General features: G+C 35.5%; 21 protein-coding genes and 2 pseudogenes. 13 read left to right on the forward strand and 10 right to left on the reverse strand.

All coding sequences use genetic code 11. The features are described 5' to 3' along the window. From A5N85_RS17520 to A5N85_RS02675, 3 genes and pseudogenes are all read left to right on the forward strand, one after another. Positions 1–111 (forward strand): transposase, encoded by a 111-nt coding sequence (locus A5N85_RS17520; protein WP_211268047.1) that lies wholly within the window; start codon positions 1–3, stop codon positions 109–111. Next, positions 62–214: a hypothetical protein gene (locus A5N85_RS16005; RefSeq protein WP_211268045.1), complete on the forward strand. Its 153-nt coding sequence runs from the start codon at positions 62–64 to the stop codon at positions 212–214. The genes A5N85_RS17520 and A5N85_RS16005 overlap by 50 nt, the downstream gene beginning before the upstream one ends. After that, positions 211–411 (forward strand): annotated as a pseudogene (locus A5N85_RS02675) (transposase); the annotation flags it as partial. The gene A5N85_RS16005 and the pseudogene A5N85_RS02675, both read left to right, overlap by 4 nt. A 429-nt stretch (positions 412–840) precedes the next feature. On the opposite strand, the pseudogene A5N85_RS17525 reads toward A5N85_RS02675, so the two are convergent. The 10 genes and pseudogenes from A5N85_RS17525 to A5N85_RS02730 all read right to left on the reverse strand — a co-directional run bounded on the left by A5N85_RS17525 (position 841) and on the right by A5N85_RS02730 (position 12,605). Beyond that, a pseudogene (locus tag A5N85_RS17525) lies at positions 841–2,174 on the reverse strand (surface lipoprotein assembly modifier). Positions 2,175–2,478: 304 nt separating this feature from the next. Next, a complete protein-coding gene (trmA, locus tag A5N85_RS02690) occupies positions 2,479–3,567 on the reverse strand; it encodes a tRNA (uridine(54)-C5)-methyltransferase TrmA (protein WP_072575860.1) in 1,089 nt (362 codons plus the stop codon). A gap of 67 nt (positions 3,568–3,634) precedes the next feature. Beyond that, positions 3,635–4,711: an AI-2E family transporter gene (locus tag A5N85_RS02695; protein WP_072575861.1), complete on the reverse strand. Its 1,077-nt coding sequence runs from the start codon at positions 4,709–4,711 to the stop codon at positions 3,635–3,637. A gap of 94 nt (positions 4,712–4,805) precedes the next feature. Further along, positions 4,806–6,050: a heme biosynthesis HemY N-terminal domain-containing protein gene (locus tag A5N85_RS02700; protein ID WP_072575862.1), complete on the reverse strand. Its 1,245-nt coding sequence runs from the start codon at positions 6,048–6,050 to the stop codon at positions 4,806–4,808. 3 nt (positions 6,051–6,053) lie between these two features. Continuing rightward, positions 6,054–7,556, reverse strand: coding sequence for a uroporphyrinogen-III C-methyltransferase (locus tag A5N85_RS02705; RefSeq protein ID WP_072575863.1), 1,503 nt, complete (start codon positions 7,554–7,556; stop codon positions 6,054–6,056). After that, entirely contained in the window at positions 7,553–8,290 is a 738-nt protein-coding gene (locus A5N85_RS02710) for a uroporphyrinogen-III synthase (RefSeq protein ID WP_072575864.1), read from the reverse strand. The genes A5N85_RS02705 and A5N85_RS02710 overlap by 4 nt, the downstream gene beginning before the upstream one ends. Positions 8,291–8,305: 15 nt before the next feature. Next, positions 8,306–9,355: a mevalonate kinase family protein gene (locus A5N85_RS02715; protein ID WP_115306087.1), complete on the reverse strand. Its 1,050-nt coding sequence runs from the start codon at positions 9,353–9,355 to the stop codon at positions 8,306–8,308. A 9-nt stretch (positions 9,356–9,364) separates the two neighbouring features. Further along, positions 9,365–10,522, reverse strand: coding sequence for a hydroxymethylglutaryl-CoA synthase (locus tag A5N85_RS02720; RefSeq protein WP_072575865.1), 1,158 nt, complete (start codon positions 10,520–10,522; stop codon positions 9,365–9,367). Beyond that, positions 10,519–11,556: a type 2 isopentenyl-diphosphate Delta-isomerase gene (fni, locus tag A5N85_RS02725; protein WP_072575866.1), complete on the reverse strand. Its 1,038-nt coding sequence runs from the start codon at positions 11,554–11,556 to the stop codon at positions 10,519–10,521. The genes A5N85_RS02720 and fni overlap by 4 nt, the downstream gene beginning before the upstream one ends. Continuing rightward, a complete protein-coding gene (locus A5N85_RS02730; protein WP_072575867.1) occupies positions 11,553–12,605 on the reverse strand; it encodes a hydroxymethylglutaryl-CoA reductase in 1,053 nt (350 codons plus the stop codon). The genes fni and A5N85_RS02730 overlap by 4 nt, the downstream gene beginning before the upstream one ends. Positions 12,606–12,767: 162 nt before the next feature. On the opposite strand from A5N85_RS02730, the gene A5N85_RS02735 reads away from it, so the two are divergent. The 10 genes from A5N85_RS02735 to A5N85_RS02775 form a co-directional block, all read left to right on the forward strand. After that, positions 12,768–13,004, forward strand: a complete 237-nt coding sequence (locus A5N85_RS02735; protein WP_072575868.1) for a YgdI/YgdR family lipoprotein — start codon at positions 12,768–12,770, stop codon at positions 13,002–13,004. A 6-nt stretch (positions 13,005–13,010) separates the two neighbouring features. Beyond that, the gene (gene metF / locus A5N85_RS02740) at positions 13,011–13,862 is read left to right on the forward strand and encodes a methylenetetrahydrofolate reductase [NAD(P)H] (protein WP_072575869.1); all 852 of its coding nucleotides are present in this window, start codon (positions 13,011–13,013) and stop codon (positions 13,860–13,862) included. Positions 13,863–13,887: 25 nt separating this feature from the next. Then, the gene (gene murJ, locus A5N85_RS16880) at positions 13,888–14,871 is read left to right on the forward strand and encodes a murein biosynthesis integral membrane protein MurJ (RefSeq protein ID WP_282955980.1); all 984 of its coding nucleotides are present in this window, start codon (positions 13,888–13,890) and stop codon (positions 14,869–14,871) included. Then, a complete protein-coding gene (murJ, locus tag A5N85_RS16885; RefSeq protein WP_282955981.1) occupies positions 14,826–15,425 on the forward strand; it encodes a murein biosynthesis integral membrane protein MurJ in 600 nt (199 codons plus the stop codon). Before murJ (A5N85_RS16880) ends, murJ (A5N85_RS16885) begins: the two co-directional genes overlap by 46 nt. A 2-nt stretch (positions 15,426–15,427) precedes the next feature. Next, positions 15,428–17,311 carry an autotransporter assembly complex protein TamA gene (locus A5N85_RS02750; protein ID WP_072575870.1) on the forward strand — a complete coding sequence of 628 codons (1,884 nt, stop codon included), beginning with the start codon at positions 15,428–15,430 and terminating at the stop codon, positions 17,309–17,311. Beyond that, on the forward strand, positions 17,311–17,628 hold the full coding sequence (locus tag A5N85_RS02755; RefSeq protein ID WP_072575871.1) for a hypothetical protein: 318 nt from the start codon (positions 17,311–17,313) through the stop codon (positions 17,626–17,628). The genes A5N85_RS02750 and A5N85_RS02755 overlap by 1 nt, the downstream gene beginning before the upstream one ends. A 175-nt stretch (positions 17,629–17,803) precedes the next feature. Beyond that, a complete protein-coding gene (locus A5N85_RS02760) occupies positions 17,804–21,457 on the forward strand; it encodes a translocation/assembly module TamB domain-containing protein (RefSeq protein ID WP_072575872.1) in 3,654 nt (1,217 codons plus the stop codon). 57 nt (positions 21,458–21,514) lie between these two features. Continuing rightward, positions 21,515–21,979 (forward strand): EVE domain-containing protein, encoded by a 465-nt coding sequence (locus A5N85_RS02765; protein ID WP_072575873.1) that lies wholly within the window; start codon positions 21,515–21,517, stop codon positions 21,977–21,979. Next, the gene (locus A5N85_RS02770; protein WP_072575874.1) at positions 21,969–22,775 is read left to right on the forward strand and encodes an ABC transporter ATP-binding protein; all 807 of its coding nucleotides are present in this window, start codon (positions 21,969–21,971) and stop codon (positions 22,773–22,775) included. The genes A5N85_RS02765 and A5N85_RS02770 overlap by 11 nt, the downstream gene beginning before the upstream one ends. Continuing rightward, the coding region (locus A5N85_RS02775) for an ABC transporter permease (RefSeq protein WP_084601570.1) at positions 22,768–23,331 on the forward strand (564 nt) is incomplete at its 3' end. The genes A5N85_RS02770 and A5N85_RS02775, both read left to right, overlap by 8 nt.

The raw sequence follows: 23,331 nt of genomic DNA on the forward strand, positions 1-23,331 counted from the left end.
ATGGACAATGCCGCTTTTCATAAACGCAGTGATATTCAAGCAATCATTGAAGAGCATGGGCATGAGATACTTTGGTTACCCCCTTATAGTACCAGACTTAAATCCTATTGAAAAGATGTGGGCTTGGATTAAGCAAATACGCAAAGAATGGCGGATGGATTGTATTGATACTTTATGCTTTTATCTGCTTTGGATTGGGTTGGGTTTTAGATGATTGCACTATATCCCTTACTTAAACTAGCAAGAGTAATAGACTGGCAGTTGATAGAGCGTTGCCTAGTTGAGCAGAAAAACCAGCAACAGCGCGACAAGCGAGGACGGATAAACTACCCACTATTGAGCATGTTCAAAGCCATCTTACTGGGACAATGGCACAATCTCTCAGACCCAGAACTTGAACACAGTTTTGTTATAGCTGAATGGGTTTAGCTTGCATACAAATTGACGAACCACAGACAGCTAACCTCAGTACAGTAAAACGAGCTAACGCTGTATGCATTTTTTGGGAAGTTGGTTGGCTATAGTAGATTTATTATAGTGCGATCAGCTAAAAAACAAAACATCCTATAGCCCTTATCTAGCCATTCTGGCGGTAGATAACGTTCTGTTTTTTAGCTGATTTGACTATAACTCTAAGAATACAAGCTATTTTACTTTAGGAAGCAGAGGTTTTCAATAATGCTGGGGTTTAGTATCTTTGTTCTGAAGTAAGATGTTTGTAGTGTTTCATAACGTTTTGATAGTCGAATTGAAATTCGAAGTACAGCACTGCATATCTTACTTCTCAATCCTGTTTTAGAAAACCTTACACTTCAAGGTTGAATCTAAGTGATGATAAATTCAAAATGTCTTGCTAAAATCAATAAATACTCGGCTATTATCATAATTGTATAGTGGATTATTGCTCTTAGTTTTGTTATAACTAAAGCTCACTCTAGGCGTTATACCATAATAATGCCATTGTCTATTCCATACACTCAAGCCAATACGATAATCTTTATCGCGTCTACGCATGCCAAAAAAATCTTCTCCTTTGTTGATTCGTTGTGAATATCCACTACTAACGGATGTAGAAATTCCCTTTCCCCATTCTCTTTGCCAGCCTAAGCGAACTCCATAACGATTATAGGCATCAGAATCATCAGAAGCTGTTTTATTTATATAGTCTAAGCCACCATAGAAAAATTGTTTTTGATTAGTGGCAAATAGCAATGTATTAGAGAAAAGAAAAGTATTACCATTTAAATAATCATATTTTTTTACATAATCATCTCTACCAAAATCTGCAACAGCTTGATAGCGAATTGTTGGTGTAATCCAATATTGTCCTTCTGCTCTAAGACCATAGCTGAAAGCGTAGTTTTTCAATTTACCGTCGCCATTTTGTCCTAATCCATATAAACGTTTTTGGACATAGGGAATGAGTTCAAATTTAGCACGACCGGTACGAATACCTCCTTCAGCCCCAATTCTAGCTGTTAAATCGCTATAGCTTTTTGATCAAAATATTGAGTACCGTCTAAATTGATATGTAAGCTTGCAAATTTTGCTAGATCAATACTCCAAGTTTTATCTGCATAAAAATTATAAGAGAGTCCTCTTGCCTTTTTAGGATCGGTATTAGAGCTAACGGTAGCACCATTGGCTAAGAGCAATTTTGTCCCTTTAGGTGGTGCATTATTGATATTATCGCTATAAGCGTAAGTAATACCTCCACCAATATCCCAAGTATCTTGACTATTAATCATACTAATGTACTTATCTAGAATAGCAGTATCGCTTTTTGATGCATCACCACTTCTTAGTTTTTCAAATTGATCTTTTGCTGCAATCAACTCTCCATTAGCCAATAATGCTAATGCCATTTGAAAACGTAAAGTTTTGCTATCAGGAATTTGGCTATTTAATTTGCGATATAAGTCAACTGCTTCAGCATATTTATTTTCACGCATAGCAATAATAGCGTTACCCCAATCGAAAACGGAAGGATCTGCTGTGGGTACTTCTCGGTAAATAGGAAGCAGAAGTTTCAAACCTTGTTCATTCCCACTAGCAAGAAGTTGCTTTAAAAGAGCTTCTAGTTCTTCTGGATGTTCTTTTAGATATTTAGGTGTAAAAGCGACTTTTTCGAGGGCTGCTTTATCGCTAGGTAGTGCCTGTGGTAAAGCAGGCAAATTAGGTTTGGTTACTGGTTACGGAGTGTTAGTTGAGGGGTAATTTCATTTTTTTCCGTAGAAATACGAAAAAGTTGCTCAGCAGAAGCGGTTAATCCAACACACAAACATCCAAGAGTAATACTACTTTTTAGTGTTGAACGAATAAACATCCAAATTCCTTGAGATAAGATTGAGAAAAAAGTGCAAGAATGGTACAAGTAATTATTATCGGGGTCAAGAATATTTTTTATATTAACCGATGGTTAAGTTTATGAAAAAAATCAACTTTTATATTTTTCTATAAATGAGTAAATAGTAAAACTTAATTATGATTTATTTTTTGTAATAGTACACCACATTCAATATGTGGAGTAAATGGAAATTGGTCAAAAAGAGCGAGAGAGGATATCTTATGCGTATGATTTAAAATAGCTAGATTGCTAGCTAATGTGTTAGGATTACAAGAGATATAAAGTATTTGTTCAAATTGGCTTAACAATTTGAGTGTATCATCATCGATACCTGCTCTAGGTGGATCAACTAATACAGTTGAAAAATCATAGTTTTCTAAGCAAATATTATCTTGTCTTAGCCGGTTAAATTCTCTAACTTTATGGTAAGCTTGGGTAAACTCTTCAGCAGATAAGCGAGCAACAGAAATATTATCAATATGGTTAATTGACAGGTTTTCTCTTAAAGCTTTGATACTGACTTTACTAATTTCTGTTGCTAAAACTTTTCTAAAGTGCTTAGAAAGGGGCAAGGTAAAATTGCCGTTACCACAATAGAGTTCTAGTAAATCTCGCTTAGAAGAAGGTAGTTGTGCGCATGCCCACTCAAGCATTTTTTCACAAATTTGTGCATTGGGTTGAGAAAAGCTTTGTTCATATTGATGATAAGTATAGATATCTGCATTCACTTTCAGCTTTTCAATAACATAGTCACGAGAAAGTATGACTTTTTGTTTACGGGAACGTCCTACAATTGAAATATTTAATTTTTCTTCTAGCTCTTTGGTAGTTTGCTGCCAGTTTTCATCTAGTTGTTTATGGTAAATAAGGGTCACCAATATATCTTCTGTTTGTGTTGACAAAAATTCAACTTGATAGAGTTTTTGATGAAGTATTGAATTTTTTTTAATTTCGTCAAGTAGTTTGGGCATAAGCGTGTTAATTGACACAGAAGCCTTAGGAAAATTATCTATATGAATAACGGTATTTGATTTTATAGGTTTGCCCGGTTCAGACATTGCGTAAAAACTATCTTCACCTTCTCGCCAAAATCTAAACTCTACTCGCATTCTGTAATGTTCAGGAGATGAAGGAAAAATATCTGGCTCAATGCTTGTATAAGGAGAAAGTAGTGTTCTTAATCGATTAGTTTTTTCTTCAAGTTGTTGTGAGTAGTTCATAAGTTATAAAAAAAAAATATTAATTTTAATAATGTAAGGGAGTTAGTAGTAGCATTTAATTAGAATGTTATTCCATAATAACAGGCTGCTCTCTTAGTTCGTATCTTTGCCAAGCTTCAATAATGGCTTTAACTAAAATAGCTAAAGGAATTGCGAAGAAAACCCCCCAAAATCCCCAAATCCCCCCAAAAACTAAAACAGCAATTATCAATGCAATAGGGTGAATATTTACAGCTTCAGAGAAAATAAGCGGAACAAGAATGTTTCCATCAATAAGCTGAATCAAGGCATATATAATGGTTATCCACCAAAAGTTAGAGATAAAACCAAATTGAACGTAAGCAACAATGAGAACAGGAAGCGTAACGATGGCGGCACCAATGTAAGGAATGAGGACAGATAATCCAACCATTAATCCTAATAGTAATCCGTATTGTAATCCAAATAAGTTAAAGGTAATAAAAGAAGCTAACCAAATGATTAAAACTTCTATAAATTTTCCTCTAATATAATTACCAATTTGTTGGTCAACTTCTGCCCAGATTTCTGTGATGATTTGTCTATTTTCAGGTAAAAATATTCTTAACCAGTTTAATATTTTCTTTTTGTCTTTAAGAAAAAAGAAAATAAGAATTGGAACAAGGACAGAGTAAACAGAGAAGCTAAAAATAACCATAATAGAAGCAAAAAATTGTCCAGAAAATAGATTTTTGCTTGTTTTTGCTAGTGTTGCATTGACCGTCTGAACTAGATTAGCAATATCTGAATCAGTAAAGAATTGTGGAAATTTTTGAGGAAGAATATAAAGTTTTTCTTGGGCGTAAGAAAAGTAATTTGGTAAATGCTCAATTAGTGATTTGGCCTGGGTTAATAAAGTTGGTACTAAGACTATAAAAATATAAATAATTAAGGCAGAAAAAGTCATAAATACTAAACAGACAGCAAATATTCGTCTTACATTTAGGTGTTCTAGTTTACGGATAAGGCCTTCAAGTAGATAGGCGATGATGACAGCAATAATAACTGGCATTAGCCATTGACCGACAAAGTAGAAGGCAAGCCATAATGTTAATCCAAAGAATATTAGAGCGACTAATGAGGGATTATTTAAAATGCGCTGCAGAGGTTTCCAGACGGGGTTCATAAATTTCGCTACCAACTTTTATGAAAGAATAATTTTATAGTAAAACGGTGCTGAATAAATATTCAGCACCGTAGTAAGAATAATGGTTATTTATTTAGGCAGAATGCGCTGGAGGAAGTAAAAGTTCACCTGTTAAGCCATTATTATCAATTTGTCCAGCGACACTTTGACGATAAGCCACTAAAGCTGCCTCTGGTTGTTGTTTGGCTTCTAGAATAGCACCCCATAATGCAAAACCCTCGGTACTTGATTGTAGTTTGAGGGAAGCCTCAATGGCGTGAGCCGCAATATCATATTCTTTAGCTCTGTAAGCAATTAATGCTTTACAGTATAAGAAAGTTGCATTACCAGGATATTGGCTTTCCCAATGTTGGATATTGTTAAGTGCTTTGCTAAAGTTAATTCCTCTTAGCTGACTATATGCTTGAATTAAATCAATGTCACTTTGTGATTTGATTTGCTGTATCAGAATTTTTTCTGCTTCTTCCCCATGTCCATTTTCTACTAAGGAACTGATATATTGTAGGAGCATTTCTTTTTCTCCACGAATATCAGCGGGTAATTGTTTCCATGCCGTTTGAAGCTGTTCATAGGTTTCAATCGCAGAAGTATCTTTTAGCATTCCTCTAGCATATTTTTTCTGACGCTTTTCAAATTCATCTGGTGATAAATTGTGTCGAAGTTTTGTAAGGTTTTGCCAAGCTGATTCCCAATGTTGAGTTTTATAATAACAGGTGTCTAACAATTCTAATATTTTTAGATTTCGTGGTTCTTTATGACGCAATTCTTCTAATATTTTAATTGCAGGAACGTAATCATGATTATTAACTAGAATTTCAGCCTCAGTTAATGAAGTCAGCTTTTGCTCTTTCTTTTCTGCATGTTTGCGACCTAGCAAAAAGTATTCATCACGTCGTTGATTGGCATTTTGTTTGTCAGCAGCAATAGCCGCATTTTCAAAATAGATAACAGAAGGTTGTCCAAGTTCATCTGCTAAATGCCCACCTTTAGCTAATTTTTTCTCAGCTTTATGATAATCGCCAGCTGTAAGTGCACTTAAACCTTGTTCTAATAGTCGGTGAGCTTTATATTCTTTTCGACGGGCAGCATTTCTGCTAAAAAGTTTAGGACTACGCCAAATAAGCCATAGTATTTTTAACACGATAAGAATGATATAAGCACCAATGAGGGAGAATATAATCCATGAAATAAATGGCGTTTCAATAAAACTATTATTAAGATTATTGTATATACGGACATATGCTGGAAGTGTTTGGATATTGTATCCAACAATGACACATAAACTTAAAATAATAAGAACGATAAGAGTACGAATCATAAATTACTCCTGTTCAGCAGTATGCTTAATTTGATTGATAAGGTTAGTAAGATTTGGAATTTGTTGGTTTGATAAAGCTTTTAGTTCCTCTAAAGTTGTAATAGATTTATTGACATTTTCATCTTCAAGGTTGAAGTATTGTTGGATACGAGGAATGAGGTTGTTAATGGTACGTTGATAGCTTTCTTCATCATGTAGTTGTAGAGCATTTCTTGCAAAGGCTAAATCTAGTCGAACATTTTCTCGAATGAGTGTTTGAATATCTGGATGAGTGTTAATCCAAGTTAAGTTGCTATCATCGTTATGTACAACTTTAAAGGTTTTATCAATGATTTTGTCACCAACATTTTTTACAGTATCTAACCAAGATTTATGATTTTCTGATTCTGTTTTTTGTTGGGATTGAGAATGATGGGTTTGTTTAAAGGACCAATCAGCAATAGAAGCAATAACTCCATCTATTTTAATAATGGGTGAGGATTGAGACGCTAATTGAACAACTTGCTCACGAAGTGTCTTAATCTGAGGTAAATATCCAGAATAATGTTCATTATCTAAATGAAAAATAGAAAAGGTTTGCTCTGCTTGTTGAAGATATTTTTCAGCAATTTCAAAATTGCTATTTTCTAAAGCTATATTTGCTAAAGTAAGTGAATTGATAAGCAGATTAGGGTTAGTCTGTGGTTCAACATGTGTTTCTAATTGTCCTGCAAGCGTTTGTGCTTTTTGATTAAGCATTTGCTCAACTTGTTGGGAATGTTGATGAAGTGTTTGAAGCGCTTGTTGGACTTCTGTATGCGCTTTTTCAATAGTGGCTAATTCTTCGCTTAGATCAATTTTAGAATCTCCATTATTTTCAGAGAAGTTAAGTAATGCTTGTTTAATAAACCCTTGAACTTGCTCTTCTGAGAACCCACTATTTTTTTCATTTGTATCAAGTTCAGCAATCTTCTGATCAATATAGGTCTTTAATGTTTGCTCATCACCAGCATTATTCGCTGATTGGTTTTTTGCAAAATCTTGTAATGCATTTGTAATTAGCGTACTAACTTCTGCTTTATCTAATCCTTGAGCATTATTTGCGATATGCTTTTGCAACTCGCTAACTGTTTTTTCAACTTCAACGACTCTAAGCTCAGCTTCTGTAGCTTGCTTTTCAATTCGATTATTACTTTGTTGCGTTAAGTTAGAATGGCTATATCCATACCAAACTGCACCAGCAGAAGCTAAACTAATAAGTAAAGCTAATAAAGCAATGCCTTTACCTGAATGAGAAGGGGGGGCTTTATTCGCTGAGTTTTTTTGCGATGTCGAACTAGATAGGGTATTCGTAGTAGCTGAAGAATTTTTATTATTTTCTAATGGTTTGCTTGGTTTATTTTCTATAGGTGTAGTGGGTTTATTTTGAGCAGGAGTAGAAGTAGAATTCGTTTGAGACTTATTATTATCCGTTTTTTTAGGATCTGTAGGTTTATTATCTAGTTTTTCTGAATTTTTCTCGCTCATGTAAGGCTCCTTTTTTGTAACCACCAATGGGTTAAAGTTTCAATCAATGCTATTTCATCTGCTTGTGGCACGGTCAAAACAGTTTCGAAACCGAGTTTACGTGCTGCGCAAGAAATTCTTTCGCTAAAGGTTAGCATACAGGTATTGCATTGTAGCAGGTTAAGAGGCGTTTGCGGGGTTATTTCTATTAGATTATTTAGCGTTTGCTGACTGGCGATAACTAAGGCATCAAAAGTTTTGGTTATCGGGAATGTCCAATGAGTACTGGGGTTATATCGCGCATAATTATAAAGATATGACGTTTTTGGATTATTTTTTACTAAATTTTGATATAAGTAAGTTCGCCCATTCGGCGCAGCAATAATAAGAATGTTTTTTTGTATTGGCTGAAAAATAGACAACAAGCTTTCTGATGTATAAGGAGGAGGTGCTGTAATAACGGGAACTATTCGAGATGTTTTAAGTGCCTTTTCTGTTGCTTTGCCAATAGCTATCGCTTTTGCAGTATAAATATGCTCAAAAGGAAAATATTTTACGGCATTTACACTAGTAAAAATAAGATAGTCCGCTTCTTGTAAGGTTTGTATATCTTGCAGCGAAAGCTCTAATGCGTGTGTATCCATCAAAGGATAAGAGTAGGCGTTTCCACCTAATAATTCGATTTGTTTTTCAAATCTAAGGTAGTGTGAGTAAGCACGTGTGTATAGCACATGACAGTTGGAAAGCGGTCGCATACTTCTAAAAATATTTTATGTGATAAGTTCCGCACCATTAGGTGCAATGACCAAAGGATCAAGGTTAGGAATAATGGTTTTTAAATGTTCAACTTCTGGATGATATATCAATAGCATTCCTGCATTTTGACCTAAATGTGCGCCTGCACCACTAATTTTAGCTGCGCCACCATGCTCTTCAATTTTTTCAATAAGCTTTTGTGTAGCGACTGGAACAACACCAGTTCGACAAAGTAATTGATGATTCTCCTTTATGATAGGAATAGGATTTTTCTGAGACTGCAACGCTTCGCATAATTCTAAAGTAATTGCTTGAAAAGCCTCCCAGAGCTTTTGGTCATGAGCATGGTTAACACGAACATAGTTGACGACTTCTCCTGTACTAACGCAGGGGATGCCTTGTAAATAGCTATACCAATGTGGAGATAGCGAAATTTTTATTGGTATAGGCTGATGATTAGATAAAAGGTGAATATTGCCATAAGTTACCGCAGTTGCATCTATTGCGCTACCTTTTCCATGCTGTAAACGTTCACAAAAACGAATACGTTCAAACCGTTGCTCTAAGCTAAGCGGATGATTTAATAAGGACTCGTATAAAACTATTGTGGCTGCAATTGCAGCAGCAGATGAGCCCATTCCAGCACCTAAAGGTAGCTCAGAGTTGGTCTGTAATTTTCCTGGATTAGGGAGAGGAAAGCGCGTTCTTGGTCCAGGAACAGGGATATGTTGAGCAAAGTTAGCTAAAGTATAGATGATAAGGTCTTCTGGTCTATTTAATATATTTTGAACAGGGCGTTGTCCATTTAAAAATTGTTCAAAGCGCTGATCTAACTTTTGTTTTAAGGTACTTAATCCTCTTAAAGGATATTCCGCAATATGTGGAAAATGTTCAATAAAAGTATGAATACTATGTGTATTTGAAAGTGGCGTAAATCCGACTGTTGTATAGCGTGCAATTGCAGCGACAATCGCTGGCGCACCGTATACAATACTATGTTCACCGCTAAAAATGAGTTTTCCGGGGCTGTGCGCTTTTACAATGACGTTATCTATACTATTCATTGAGAATCATTATTTACAACATTGATATTGTCTTTTATGATTTTGAATTTCAACTAAGCGATATTCTCCTTTTGCTTGAGGAGTAATCAAAATATGTTCTGAAACTTGATATTCGGGACGATGCCAGTAATTTTCATAAGTTGACAAGGTTAGAGGTTCTCTACGTTGTAAGAGTGCTTGATGATGCTTTTGATAACGGTATTGCTGATAATTTTCAGTAATTTGTAGCGTATAGTATTCAGCAATGCAACCGCTGCCATAACTCATCATTCCAATATTACATCCCGCTAAATCTTCTTGATGATCTAAAGCAGAAATTAAACTTAGATATAAGGACGCAGTGTAACTATTACCAATCAATCGATTGTAATGTGTACCATCAATAAAAGTTGATAAATCTGCTTCTATACCAGCTGCGCGTGCTAACTTTTGGTGTGCTTTTAATCCCATCTTAGTAAAAGGTAAATGGTAGCAATGTTGAGCCAGTTCAGAAAATGGGATACCGCCTTTATTAATATAGTCTTTCCAAGCATTTTCTGCCGCTTTAAGATAAATTTGAGTACTTAATTTTCCGTCTACTAGAGGTGTACTACGGTGATTAGGACGCCAAAAATCCATAACATCTTCTGTATAAAGTCCAGAAAAAGGATTTAAGATGGCGGTACGTGGGTTGGCGCTAATTAACATAGCAACAGCAGCAGCCCCTTGTGTCGCTTCAGCAGGCGTATGAAGGTCATAGCGAGCAATATCACTAGCAATAAGCAAAACTTTTTTTTCTGGATAAGCAGCTGTATAAGCGCAAGCAAACTGAAGTCCGGCAGTCGCGCTGTAGCAAGCTTGTTTTAATTCTATCGCACGAATGTTTTTAGGCAGGTTAAGTAATTGTTGGACATAAATAGCAGCTGCTTTAGACTGATCAATACTGCTTTCTGTCGCCATAATTAATGTATCAATATTAGAGGTGTCTTCATCTTCCAATAGGGTAGCAGCCGCATTAGCAGCCATTGTCACGATATCTTCATCATGAGAGGCGACAGAAAACGCATCTTGTCCAATGCCTGTTTGATATTTCGCAGGATCAATATTATCTCGCTTAGCTAAGGTAGAAAGATCTATAAAATGAGCTGGTGTATAAAAAGTGAGTTTATCAATACCTGTAGATATCATAGGGATGTTGCCTCAAAAATATATTTTTTATTGCCACGTAATTGGTCGTTATTTGGACAGCCCATAAGAAATAGGGCAGTGCGATATTCTTTATGACGTTGCTGAATGAGCTTAATGACCGCTTCAGCACTCTCTTGTGCTGCTGATAAAAAGGGGGCTGCAATACCACAAAGCTGAGCGCCTAAAGCGATAGCTTTTGCCATGTCTATTCCTGTTCTTATTCCGCCACTAGCAATGAGCGTAATATCAGGATAATGTTGATAGGCAGTTAAAAGCGATTGTGCGGTTGTTAATCCCCAATCTTGAAATAATAAGCCTAAGCTATCTTTACTTCTACGTCGATGATGCTCTATTCTGCTCCATGATGTGCCACCGCGACCAGCAATATCAAAAATTCGAATGCCTGCTTTCATTCCAAGTTCAATATCTGCCGGGGATAATCCGCATCCTACCTCTTTTAGCAAAACGGGAACGCTTAGTTCTCTATGAATTTGTGCAATTTTTTCTGTTAATCCAGAAAAATTGGTATCTCCCTCTGGTTGAATCGCTTCTTGAAGGGGATTGAGATGAAAGTACAAGCCATCCGCATTTAAAGTTTCAACAGCTAATCGACATTCTTTTATGCCAAAACCTGTATTTAATTGTACTGCTCCAAGATTACTGAGTAATACAGTAGTTGGTGCATATTCTCTTAACGAAAAACTTTCCTTTGCTGCCTTTTCTCGTATCATTATTCGTTGAGAACCTACGGCAAGTGCCACTTGACAGGTTTCTGCTGCAATCGCTAAATTTTTATTGATTTTTCTAATACGATCGTCATCTCCTCCAGTCATAGAAGAAATAATTAAAGGAAATGATAGCGTTTTACCCAAAAAACTACATTTTGTATCAATATCTGATAGGTCAATTTCTGGTAAAGCTCGATGAATAAGTTGAATATGGTCAAAACCATTGTCAAAACGCTCAATCTCAGGATCTTTAGTAACAATATCTATATGTTCTATTTTCCGATTATTGATGATGCTATTACTCATCCACGACGCTCCATTGCAATATGGGCTCGCATAAGCTCTCCTGGATTTGTTTGAGCTGCTAATAAGGAAAGCTCGCCACATAAAACAATTGCCACACAAATTGCTGCTAAGCGATTAGCATTTTCCCCAGCTATCCGCTCTTCTCTACAACCTAATTTTATTAAATGTTCTTCAATAGTAGAGAGTTGTTCGCCTTTTCCATTCCCGACTGTTCCCACGATAAGATTCGGTAAACTACAACTAAAATAAAGATCACCATTCCGATTTTCAGTATGTACGATACCTTGCGAACCCTCAATAATATTAGCGGCATCTTGTCCAGTGGCTAAATAAAAAGCTAATAGCATATTGGCAAAATGCGCATTGGCGCTACGAATGCTACCTGCTAGATTGCTTCCAATATGATTTTTACGTGTATTCAACAAAACCATTTTTTCAGCATCTGTACGTAGGAATCGAGAAAGAATTTTCTCAGGGATACACATTTCTGCAACAACCCGTTTTCCCCGTCCTAAAATACCATTTACAGCACTCGCTTTTTTATCAATACAATAATTTCCTGAAATTGAACCATATTTTAGTTGAGTGTATTGAGCAAGCAAATAAGCAATCAAAGCATCTGCGGCTTTTGTTGCCATATTATGACCAGAAGCATCTCCGGTATGAAATGCAAACCTGAGAAATAAAAGATTTCCAACGATTTCATGATGTATTTCGATTAGCTCTGCAAATCTACTGGTTTGGCTAACAACTTCCTGAAGTTTATTTTTTTCTAAAAGGATAGATTGTGCAATCTGATGAGCCTGAGCAGCGCTTGTAACATCAAAAATGACCGAGCGCGTCATTCTTGCATCTAAAAGTGTAACGATAATACCCTCATCAAGTTGACGGGAAACTTTAGCGCCTCGACCACAAGAAGGCCAAAGCGGCGTTTCATAAGTAGCCAGTGGCGCATATATTTCTTCGTTATTAATGACATTACCTGTAATTTTAATGGGGCCAATCCATTGGGTTGGGATAGGTGTGTAATGTATGGCTGATTTAGACATAATCAAAATTAAAATTCAAAGATACTCGTCAGTATAGCATTTTAAACAGAATATTTAGTATGTCTTAAATGGTAGATATGAACGATACAGCTTAGATTTTAGATGAATGCCATAAAAGGGAATGCTATACTTTAGCCATTAATGACATTACGGACACAAATAATGAAGAAAATACATTGGCTTTTTCCTTTGATGGTTTTCTTAACTGCTTGCTCAATGGTAAATAGCAATCAAAAGCTCTACGAAGTCAGGATGATGAGCGGAGATTCGCTTTATGCAAAATCAAAACCCACTCTCGAAGAAGATGGATATTATCGATTTAACGACGTCAATAAACAAAGGTATATCATCAATAAAGACTTAGTCTTATTTATCGAGCCAACTACCTTTAAAAAATAATCTTTCATGAACGAAAATAAATTACCAGTACGTGTAAGTTGTGAGTTTTTTCCAACAGCGACAGAAATTGGGGGCGAAAAGCTTGCACAAGTAAGAGATGAGCTTTCTGTATTTCAGTGTGAATATTACTCTGTCACTTATGGTGCAGGAGGAAGTACACAAGCGCGCACCATGCAATTAGTCAAACGTATTTGTGAGGAAAATGAACGCCCTGTTATGCCTCATTTAACATGTGTATCAGCGACACAAGCAATGTTAGAAGAGTTGCTTGATGACTACTACGCACTTGGAATACGCCATTTAATGGCATTACGTGGAGATATGCCTGCAGGAAGTTATTATATGGGAGAGCTTGCCGATGCGGCAGATTTGGTTCGTTTGGTTCGTTCTCGTTGGGGCGAGCAAGCAACCATTGTTGTCGCAGCTTATCCAGAAAAACATCCAAGAGCAAAAACACCTTACCAAGACTTGCAGCAATTTAAGAGAAAATGTGATGCAGGCGCAAATGAAGCCGTTACGCAATACTTTTTTAATGCAGATGCTTACTTTCGATTTAGAGATGAGGTTGCTGCTATAGGTGTTACACTGCCAATCGTACCAGGTATTATGCCTATTACAAATTATGCTCAATTAGCGCGTTTCTCAGACGCGTGTGGCGCAGAAATCCCTCGCTGGATTCGAAAACGTTTAGAAGCCTATCAAAATGATGTTCAAAGTTTATGTGATTTTGGAGAAGAAGTCGTTGCTGTACTTTGTCAACGTCTTATCGAACAAGAAGCGCCAGGATTGCATTTTTACAGCATGAATCGCTCGGATGCTATGCTCGGTATTGGTCGACGATTAGGCTGGATTAAATGATTTATATCATAGAGAAAAAATAAATATGGCAAAAACAATGGGGCGGTCTTCTCTTGTCTTTGCCGCTATGACACTTATATCGCGTGCAATGGGTTTGCTACGCGATATTTTGATTGCTCGATACTTTGATTCAGTTATTACCGATCCTTTTTTTGCAGCATTACGTATTCCAAATACTTTAAGACGTTTTTTTGCAGAAGGTGGCTTTGCAAATGCTTTTGTCCCTGTATTTTCAGCCACGAGAACAGAGCATCCAGAAAAACTGAAAGACTTATTGCAGCATACAGCAGGAACCTTATTAGGCATTCTTATGCTGATTACATTCATTGGAATAGTATTTTCTGGTGGAATTCTGTTTTTAGTCGCAAATGGCTTAATGGATAAGCCAGATCAATATTTTTTAGCAAATCAAATGCTAAAAATCATGTTTCCCTATATTTTATTGATTTCTTTAACAGCAATGTGTGGTGGTATTTTAAATACCTATGGACGTTTTGCCATTCCAGCATTTACGCCCGTTTTACTTAATGTTGCTTTAATTGCAGCCTGCTTCTGGCGTGCCCAACAAAACCATATAGATGGCTTATATGGCCTTGAATTAGCGTGGGCAGTTTTATTTGGCGGTATTTTACAATTAGGTTTACAACTTCCTTTTTTATGGCGGCTAGGTTTACTCGTTCGCCCCAAATGGGGATGGCAACACTCAGGTGTGAGAAAGATTATTTGCTTAATGATTCCAACATTATTCGGTTCTTCTGTGGGACAATTAACTATTTTGGTCAATACCTTCCTCGCTTCTCATTTAGTCACGGGAAGTATTTCTTGGCTTTATTACTCAGATAGAATAGTTGAATTACCAATAGCACTTATTGGAGTAGCCTTAGGTACCGTCATCTTACCGAAATTGAGTGCCTTAAAATCTTCTGAAAATGAAAAAAAATTTGTTTATACCTTGATTGGGCGATGCGTTGGGGGATTTTGGTTGGCGCAGCTGCTTCTACAGGGCTAGTAATATTAGCACCATCAATTTTAATGACTTTATTTTTTGGTGGTCGTTTTGCATTAGAAGATGTTTGGATGACTACCTTAAGTTTACGAGCTTATGCTGTTGCAGTTTTATTCCTAATTTTAGTTAAAATTCTAGCGCCTGCTTTTTATGCACGACAAGATACAAAAACTCCCGTACGTGCAGGAATTATTGCAATGCTAATCAATATTGTTGTCGCACTTATTCTTAGCCGATTCTGTGGACATGTTGGTTTGGCTGCTGCTAGTACGATTGCGGCCTTAGTAAATGTAAGTTTACTGTTTTACTATTTGCGAATAAGTAACATCAAAATAAAAACAGTTTCTTTATGGTTTTTAATTCGTATAGTTGTTGCCAATATAGCAATGGCAATAGTACTAACTTATTTACAAGGAAATCTTGAACAATGGACAACATGGACAAGATTATCACAAATTGGGCATCTATTACTTTTGGTCAGTATTGGCGCAATGGTTTATTTTGCTGCCTTGTATGCTTTAGGATTAAGAGCAAACAGTTTCAAATTAGGAGAATAAAAATGCGTGTGTTATCTATGATAATAATGGGATTAGTAACCACTTCAGCAATAGCAAATGAACCGTTATTTAAAATTGTCCAATCTTCTCATAATATTTCTTCTGAAAAAGAGCAAAAAGTCTCTTCACTTAAAACTTTAGAACAAGACTCTATTGATGCATTAAATGGTAGAATCATTAAAGAAATTGAAATTAAAGGAATTACCAACGAAGCGCAACTGACAAATGCCAAAGTTTTTCTAACGTTAGAAAAAGTTAAAAATGAAGTTATTAGTCAGCCAAACTATGTCAATTATCTTATTACAAATGGTGCGGAAGAGATTAAACGTTCTCAGCAACCTTTTGGTTACTATAACGTATCGATTGATAGTGAACGAATAGCAATAGGAGATAATGAACTAAAAATCGTGTATCAAGTCAATTTAAATACGCCTACCAAAATTAGAACCGTTGATGTAAGCATATCAGGGCAGGCAAAGAATGATCCTGTTTTTCAGAAAATACTGGCAAATAATCCTTTACATAAAGGAGAAATCCTAAATCATCAGCAATATGAGGTCTATAAAAACGACTTTCTTTCAGCAGCAGTAACAAGGGGTTATTTTGACGGCGTTTTCACCAGTAAACTTATTGCTGTTAACACAGAAAATAATACTGCTGATATTGATCTTCATTATGATAGTGGACAAAGATATGTTTTTGACAATGTTCATTTTGTTAGAACAGAAATTAGTAATAATGAGCAAGAAACTGAAGAAGGTAAGATTCCATTAGATGAAGACTTACTTCAACGCTTTGTCCAATTTCAAGCTGGACAGCCTTACAATGCTGAAGAAGTCGCTACTTTACAACAAGATTTACAAGGAAGTGGCTATTTTAAGCAAGTTTTAGTAGGTGGCAACCCAGATAAAATAGATAAAGATGTTCCTGTCGAAGCGCAGCTAATCATGAATCGTAATAAAAGCTATTTATTTGGGATTGGGTATTCTACAGATAGCGGTGCAAGAGCTAGATTTGATTTTGATCGCCGATGGGTAAATTCTAGAGGTCATACTTTTTCAAGTAGTTTATATATTTCTCAAAAAGATAGCGATTTTGACAATGTTTATAGAATTCCAGCAGCTAATCCAACTACAGATTATTACTATTTAAGAGCAGGCGGATGGATAAAAAATGATAAATATCATACCAAGCGTGCTTTTATAGAAGGTGGGTATAATTGGCGTAAAGATGCTTGGGAATATAGAGTAGCTGGTGTAAGTGCATGGGAAAAATTTCATATAGGCAATGATAAAGATGAAATTTTATTGACTTATCCTAGATTTACAGCTACTTATACTTCAACTAAAAATCGGCTTAATCCAGAGTCTGGTTTTCAAGCAAGATTTGGATTACTTGGTGGGATAAAAAATGTTGGCTCAGATATCAATTTTATCCAAGGTAACTTTAACTTTAGGTATATTCACGCCTTAAATGAAAAGAATAGAGTAATTGCTCGTTTTGATGGCGGCGCAGATTGGACAGATGAGTTTCATCGCTTACCACCGAGTTTACGATATTTTGCTGGAGGCGATCGGAGTATTCGTGGTTATCGTTATGAGTCAATTGGTGGATATGATAAAAGCGGACAAAATATCGGTGGAAAATACTTAGCCGTTGGTAGTCTAGAATATGAATATTATTTTAAAGAAAATTGGGCTGCCGCAGCGTTTGTTGACGCTGGAGATGCTTTTAGTAGTAAATTTGATACCAAAGTTGGGGCAGGAGTCGGCTTACATTGGCGTTCACCTGTTGGGCCTATAAAAATAGACTTAGGACATGGTTTTAACCCACCAGGCGATAAAATTCGACTACACATCAATATTGGTGCGGAGCTTAATTTATAATGCGAAAAACTTGGAAAATTATTAAATATATTTTATTGATATTGTTTTTCCTAATCATTCTAACATTAGGGATAATTTATTACTTATTAGGAACAAATAAGGGTTATCAAAAAGTTCCTTATTTAATTAACTCTTTTACGCCTTATGAAATTACTTATCAATCTTTAGAAGGTAGTTTCTTTGGGCAGCAAACATGGAAGAATATTGTAGTAAAAGAGGAAAATACATTAATTTTTACGGCAGAAGATCTATCTATCACTTTTTTAGCTAAAGAATTATTAGATAAAAAAAATTCATTTATCTTTAGCTTCTGTTAATAAAGCAAATATTTATTTACCAGACACAGAAGAAACAGATTCTCAAAATAAGTCTGGAGAAATTCCTGAACAGTTACCTACCATTCAACTATCATTTGCTATCGACATTGATAAAATATCTCTACAAGAAATAAACTTTTTTAAAAAAAATCAGCATATTATAGAAATTGAAGACTTGCAGGCAAATCTTCATGGCGAAAATAGTCATATTAAATTAAATGTAGATAGCGCGTTAAAACAAAAAGAGAAAAACTCAACATTAGAAACACTTATAACGACTAATCTACAAACAGAGCTTACTTTAAAAGAAATGTATCCACTAAATTTACAAGGTAAGCTTACGGCACAATTCCCAGAAAAACCTTCTCAAGAAATCTTATTAAATATTACAGATAGTATATTGACACCAAACTTAAAACTAGTTGCTAAAGGTTGGACGAAAGGAGAGTTTTTAGCACAAGGAAATATTCAACTAAAAGAAAAGCAGATAAATCTTAGCTCACAATGGAAAAATATTGATAATCAGGAGTATGAGATTAAAATTCCAGAAGGTAAGTTAATATTAAATGGTCCTTTTTCAGATATATTATTAACCTTATCTACAGAAATCTTTGGAAAAGATATTCCTAAAATTCAAATAAAAGGCGAAGCCGAGATTAGTCCTTCTGAGCTGAAAGCAGCAGATATTGTTTTTCAACTTTTAGAAGGAGAATTAAGAGTTAAAGGGAACGCAGATTTTTCAAATGGCATTGAATGGAATGGTATTATTTTAGCTAAAAATATTGATGCCGCTAAATTAAATTCTTCTCTAGATATAGCATTAGATGGAAAAATTACAAGTCATGGACAAATACCAATAAATCGACCATTATCTGCATTTTTTGAAATTAACAACTTAAATGGAAAGTGGAATAGTAAGCCTATTCATGGAGATGGAAAGGTTACCATTGAAAATAATAAACTTATTGTAGATAACTTATTGCTTAATTTAGCAAATAATAGACTTTCTGCTAATGGAATGGCTACTGAAGAAAATACAGATTTGAAAGTTGATATTGATGCACCAGAATTAGGGCAATTGCTTCCAATTATTAGAGGGAAAATTGTTGGAAAAGTTTATCTACAAGGTAACTTAAAGAACCCAAATATTGCTAGTGATTTAAAATGGACTAATCTTGCATATCTTCAAAATGATAAGCCAATAGTTACCTCTTTTATGGGAGAGTTAAAAACAGATGGATTATTAGAAAAATTACCAATTTCTTTAAATACGAGTATAAAAGGAAATGATATCCCGCCAATGGACATAAAAGGAGATTTTCAGTTAACACCAGAAAAAATCCAAGATATTAAATTATTGGTCCATATAATGAATGGAGATATCCAGCTTAATGGAGACCTGAAATATCAAGATTATATTCAATGGGATTTAAATGGAAAACTCACAAATATTCAGCCTCAAACATGGAGACCAAATTTACAAGGTAATGTAAGCGGACAGTTTACAGCACAAGGTTCATTAGAAAATGAACAATTAAAAATGTATGCAAAATTGAGTGAATTAAGTGGTAGTTGGCAAAATAAACTACTTAATGGGCAAGCAGTGATTGAAGTTAATGGAAAACAAATTTCATTAGAAGGTGTTTCTCTAGGTGTTGGTAATAATCAAATTGCAGTTGAAGGAAATTTATCAGATGACAATCTTAATCTTCAATTCGATATTGATGGTGCAAAATTAAGTGACTTTTATCCACCACTAAAAGGGAGTTTGCGTGGAAATGGAAAAATTACAGGAACTAAGCAATATCCTCTCATTACTGCCGATTTACAGGGAGAAAATTTCCAAATAGAGCAGATTAAAATTGCTAAAGCAAATATTAAACTAGACTCTGGTCTAGAAAAACAAGCAAATTTTAATAATAAAATTGATTTATCTGGCATTTCTATTAATGATAAAAATTGGTCAGAAATTCTATTAAAAACGGATGGAAAATACGAAAATCATCAGATAGCATTACAAACAAGGGGAGGAGAGGCAGATATAAATTTACAAGCGAAAGGCGGCTTCTCTTCAATGGAATCATGGTCTGGAAGACTTAATGAATTACAACTAAAAACACAGGATTTAGCTTGGCAATTGCAGCAGCCAAGTGCGATAGAAATTTCTCCCCAAAAAATCTTATTAGATAACTTATGCTTAAAAGATAATTTTTCAGATTTTTGCGTTAAAGTTGTTAAACAAGAAGACACTTCAGTTAATTATGATATTAAGCAGATTGACCCAAGAAGTATTGAACCATTTTTACCTAACACACTAAAACTCTCCACTCGTTTAGTTGGGAAAGGTGAAGTAAAAATTCGTCAAACTGGGCAAATATATGGGGATGCAAATATTGCATTAACTCCTGGCGCTATTACTTTTTCAGCACCTAATCAACCGCCAGTAACGCTAACAATTAAAAAAGCAGCGATTAACACAAAGCTTTCTGATAACAATAGTCACAGTCAATTAGATATTGAGTTTGCAGAGGCAGGAATAGTTAAAGGTGATATTAGAGTAGCTCAATTTACCAATGCCCCTAATATTAATGGAAATATAAAAATAAACATGCCAGATATTGGTAAATTTGCTTATTTGGTTCCGCAAGTTTCCGAATTAAAGGGAACCGTTCAAGGTGAGATTTTAATTGCTGGACCTATAAAGCAGCCTAAAGTAAGTGGTGAAATGCTACTTAATGGTGGAAAAGTTATTATTCCTGAATATGCGACAGAGCTCAATAATATTCGCTTAAGACTTTCGGCGAATCATAATGGTAACATTGATATTAATGGAAATATTGGGACACCTAAAGGAGGATTAACAACCAATGGTGTATTACAGTTAGCACCTTTAAAGCTTAATTTAATTTTATCTGGTGAAGAAATGTTATTAGCGAATTCTAAGCAAATTCGTTTATTAGCTTCTCCTGATTTCAAAATTAACATTGATCCTAAGCAAGGAATTGTGATTCAGGGAAGTATTTTAATTCCAGAAGCGAAAGTTTCAATACCGGATACAAGTAATGCTGCTCCTATCTCTGAAGATGTTGTAATTGTTAATGGTCAAAAAAGTAAAGATGAGCTAGAAATTCAAACAGACAAGTCTACACCTTTAAAATCAGATATTGTTATTCGATTAGGAAACAAAGTTTTCTTTGACAATAAGGATATGAGAATTCGATTGATTGGTGGTTTAACGGTTTTAATGCGTCCCGGCGAGCAAGTTAAAGGAAGAGGTAGAATAGAGGTTGCAAGCGGAATATACGAACTTTATGGACAAGAGCTAGATATTAAAAGAGGATGGGTAACTTTTTCTGGAAATATTGCAAATCCAAGTGTAGATGTGTTAGCAACCAGAGAAGTGGGAAATGTAGAAGCAGGTGCCCATATCATAGGTACAGTTAAAAGACTGCGTTTAGATTTAACATCGGATCCATTGATGCCAGATTCTGCTATCTTATCCTATCTGCTTTTTGGGCGACCACCAGATAGCGGAACAGACAGTACAGCATTGTTAGAGGCCGCAGCAATCGTTGGAACGAAAGGTCTATTTCCTGATGATTTAGCAGAAAAAACAGGATTAGATGTATTTGATTTAGGTGTTGGTGGTTTGAAAGCAGGAAAATATTTGATGAAAGATTTATATGTTGGTATGCGTTCAAATTTTTTCACGCAAGTTACACAGTTTCTAGCACGTTATCAGGTAACGGATAGACTGAGTATTGAGGCTTCTTCGTCGCAAAAAGATGGGAATGCAATTGATGCAATTTATCAATTTAAAAAAGATTAGCTTAGTTGATAAAGCGTCCATGATATACTTAACTCTTTTAAAGTGATTACTACGCAAATGAAATATTGGTTGATGAAATCTGAGCCTAATTGTTTTTCAATTTATGATTTACAAAAAAGACCAGATCAAACGGAACCGTGGGATGGCGTTCGAAATTATCAAGCACGAAATTTTATGCGTGAAATGAAAGAAGGAGACGGCGTTTTTTTCTATCATTCAAATACCAATCCTCCAGGTATTGTTGGAACAGCTATCGTCGTTAAAGAAGCTTATCCCGATCCAACTCAGTTTGATCCAGATGCTGATCATTATGATCCTAAGTCTTCTATTGATCATCCAAGATGGGATTTGGTTGATGTAAAGTTCGAAAGTCTTTTTACTAAAATTATTCCTTTACAGACTTTAAAAGAAATTCCAGCATTATCTAATATGTCTTTAGTCCAAAAAGGTAATCGTTTATCTGTGATGCCGGTGAGTGAGACTGAGTGGCAAATTATTATGGCATTGAAAGATGAGCAATAACGACATTATTCATTTTGAAAACGTATCATTTAAGCGTGAAAAAAGAATAATTTTCTCCGAATTGTCATTTTCATTATTTGCGGGAGAAATTATTGCTATTATGGGTCCCAGTGGTACTGGAAAAACGACTTTGATGCGTTTAATTACTGGTCAGTTAATGCCCACAACCGGAAAAGTATTTGTTTTTGGAAAAGATATTTCCAAGCTTAATCGAAATCAAATGATGTTAATGCGCAGAAAAATGAGTATGCTTTTCCAATCTAATGCTTTATTTAGTGATATGACAGTAGGGGAGAACGTTGCTTTTCCTTTACGTGAAGTACTCAAGCTTCCACAAGCATTAATTGATATTTTAGTGCCAATGAAATTACAAAGTGTAGGACTCAGAGGCGCGGCACATCTAATGCCAACAGCTTTATCTGGCGGAATGGCGCGCAGAGCCGCATTAGCTAGGGCAATGGCAATGGATCCAGAAATTATGATTTACGACGAGCCATTTACTGGACAAGATCCCATTACTTTAGGCATGCTAACTCACTTGGTTCGAGATTTTAATCAAAGCTTAAAGATGACTAGCTTAATTGTTAGCCATGATATTACTGAAGTGAGTAAAATTGTTGACCGTATTTTATTATTGGCTGATGGGAAATTAGTAGCTTTAGATAAGCCATCAACGCTCTATGAAAGTAGTGATCCTATGGTGTCTCAGTTTATGCATGCAAAATCAGATGGTTCTGTTCCTTTCCATTATCCAGCAGAAAATTATGCGGAAGTGCTAAAGAGGGGCTATGAGTAATCTTTTACATTTTTTCGGAAAGCGATTATTGTCAGCGCTCTTACGAATAGGCAATTTTTTTCTTTTTAGCTGCCAATTACTGCGATTTTCTTTATCTATTTTTCGTCAACCTCAATTATTAGTGCGGGCATTATATAATTCTGGCGTGCTATCTTTACCGATTATTATGGTATCAGGATTGTTTGTCGGAATGGTCTTAGCACTACAAGCATTTGTAAATATGTCAACTTTTGGTGCGCAAACATCTACTTCTACGTTAGTTGCCTTATCTTTAATGAGAGAGCTTGGTTCAGTGGTAACCGCTCTATTATTTGCAGGCAGAGCAGGTTCAGCCATTACTGCTGAAATTGGTCTAATGAAAACAACAGAGCAATTATCTGCGATGGAAATGATGGGAATAGAGCCTATTGCACAAGTAGGTGTTCCTAGATTTTTTGGTGCTTTAATTGCAGTCCCTTTGTTAGTTGTTATATTTGTTGCGATTGCTATGGTTGGCGCTTATGCTGTGGGAGTTCCGCATTTGGGGCTTGATGGCGCTTCTTTTTGGGGACAATTA

The sequence above is a fragment of the Suttonella ornithocola genome, from assembly GCF_001889065.1.
Lineage (GTDB): Bacteria > Pseudomonadota > Gammaproteobacteria > Cardiobacteriales > Cardiobacteriaceae > Suttonella_A > Suttonella_A ornithocola.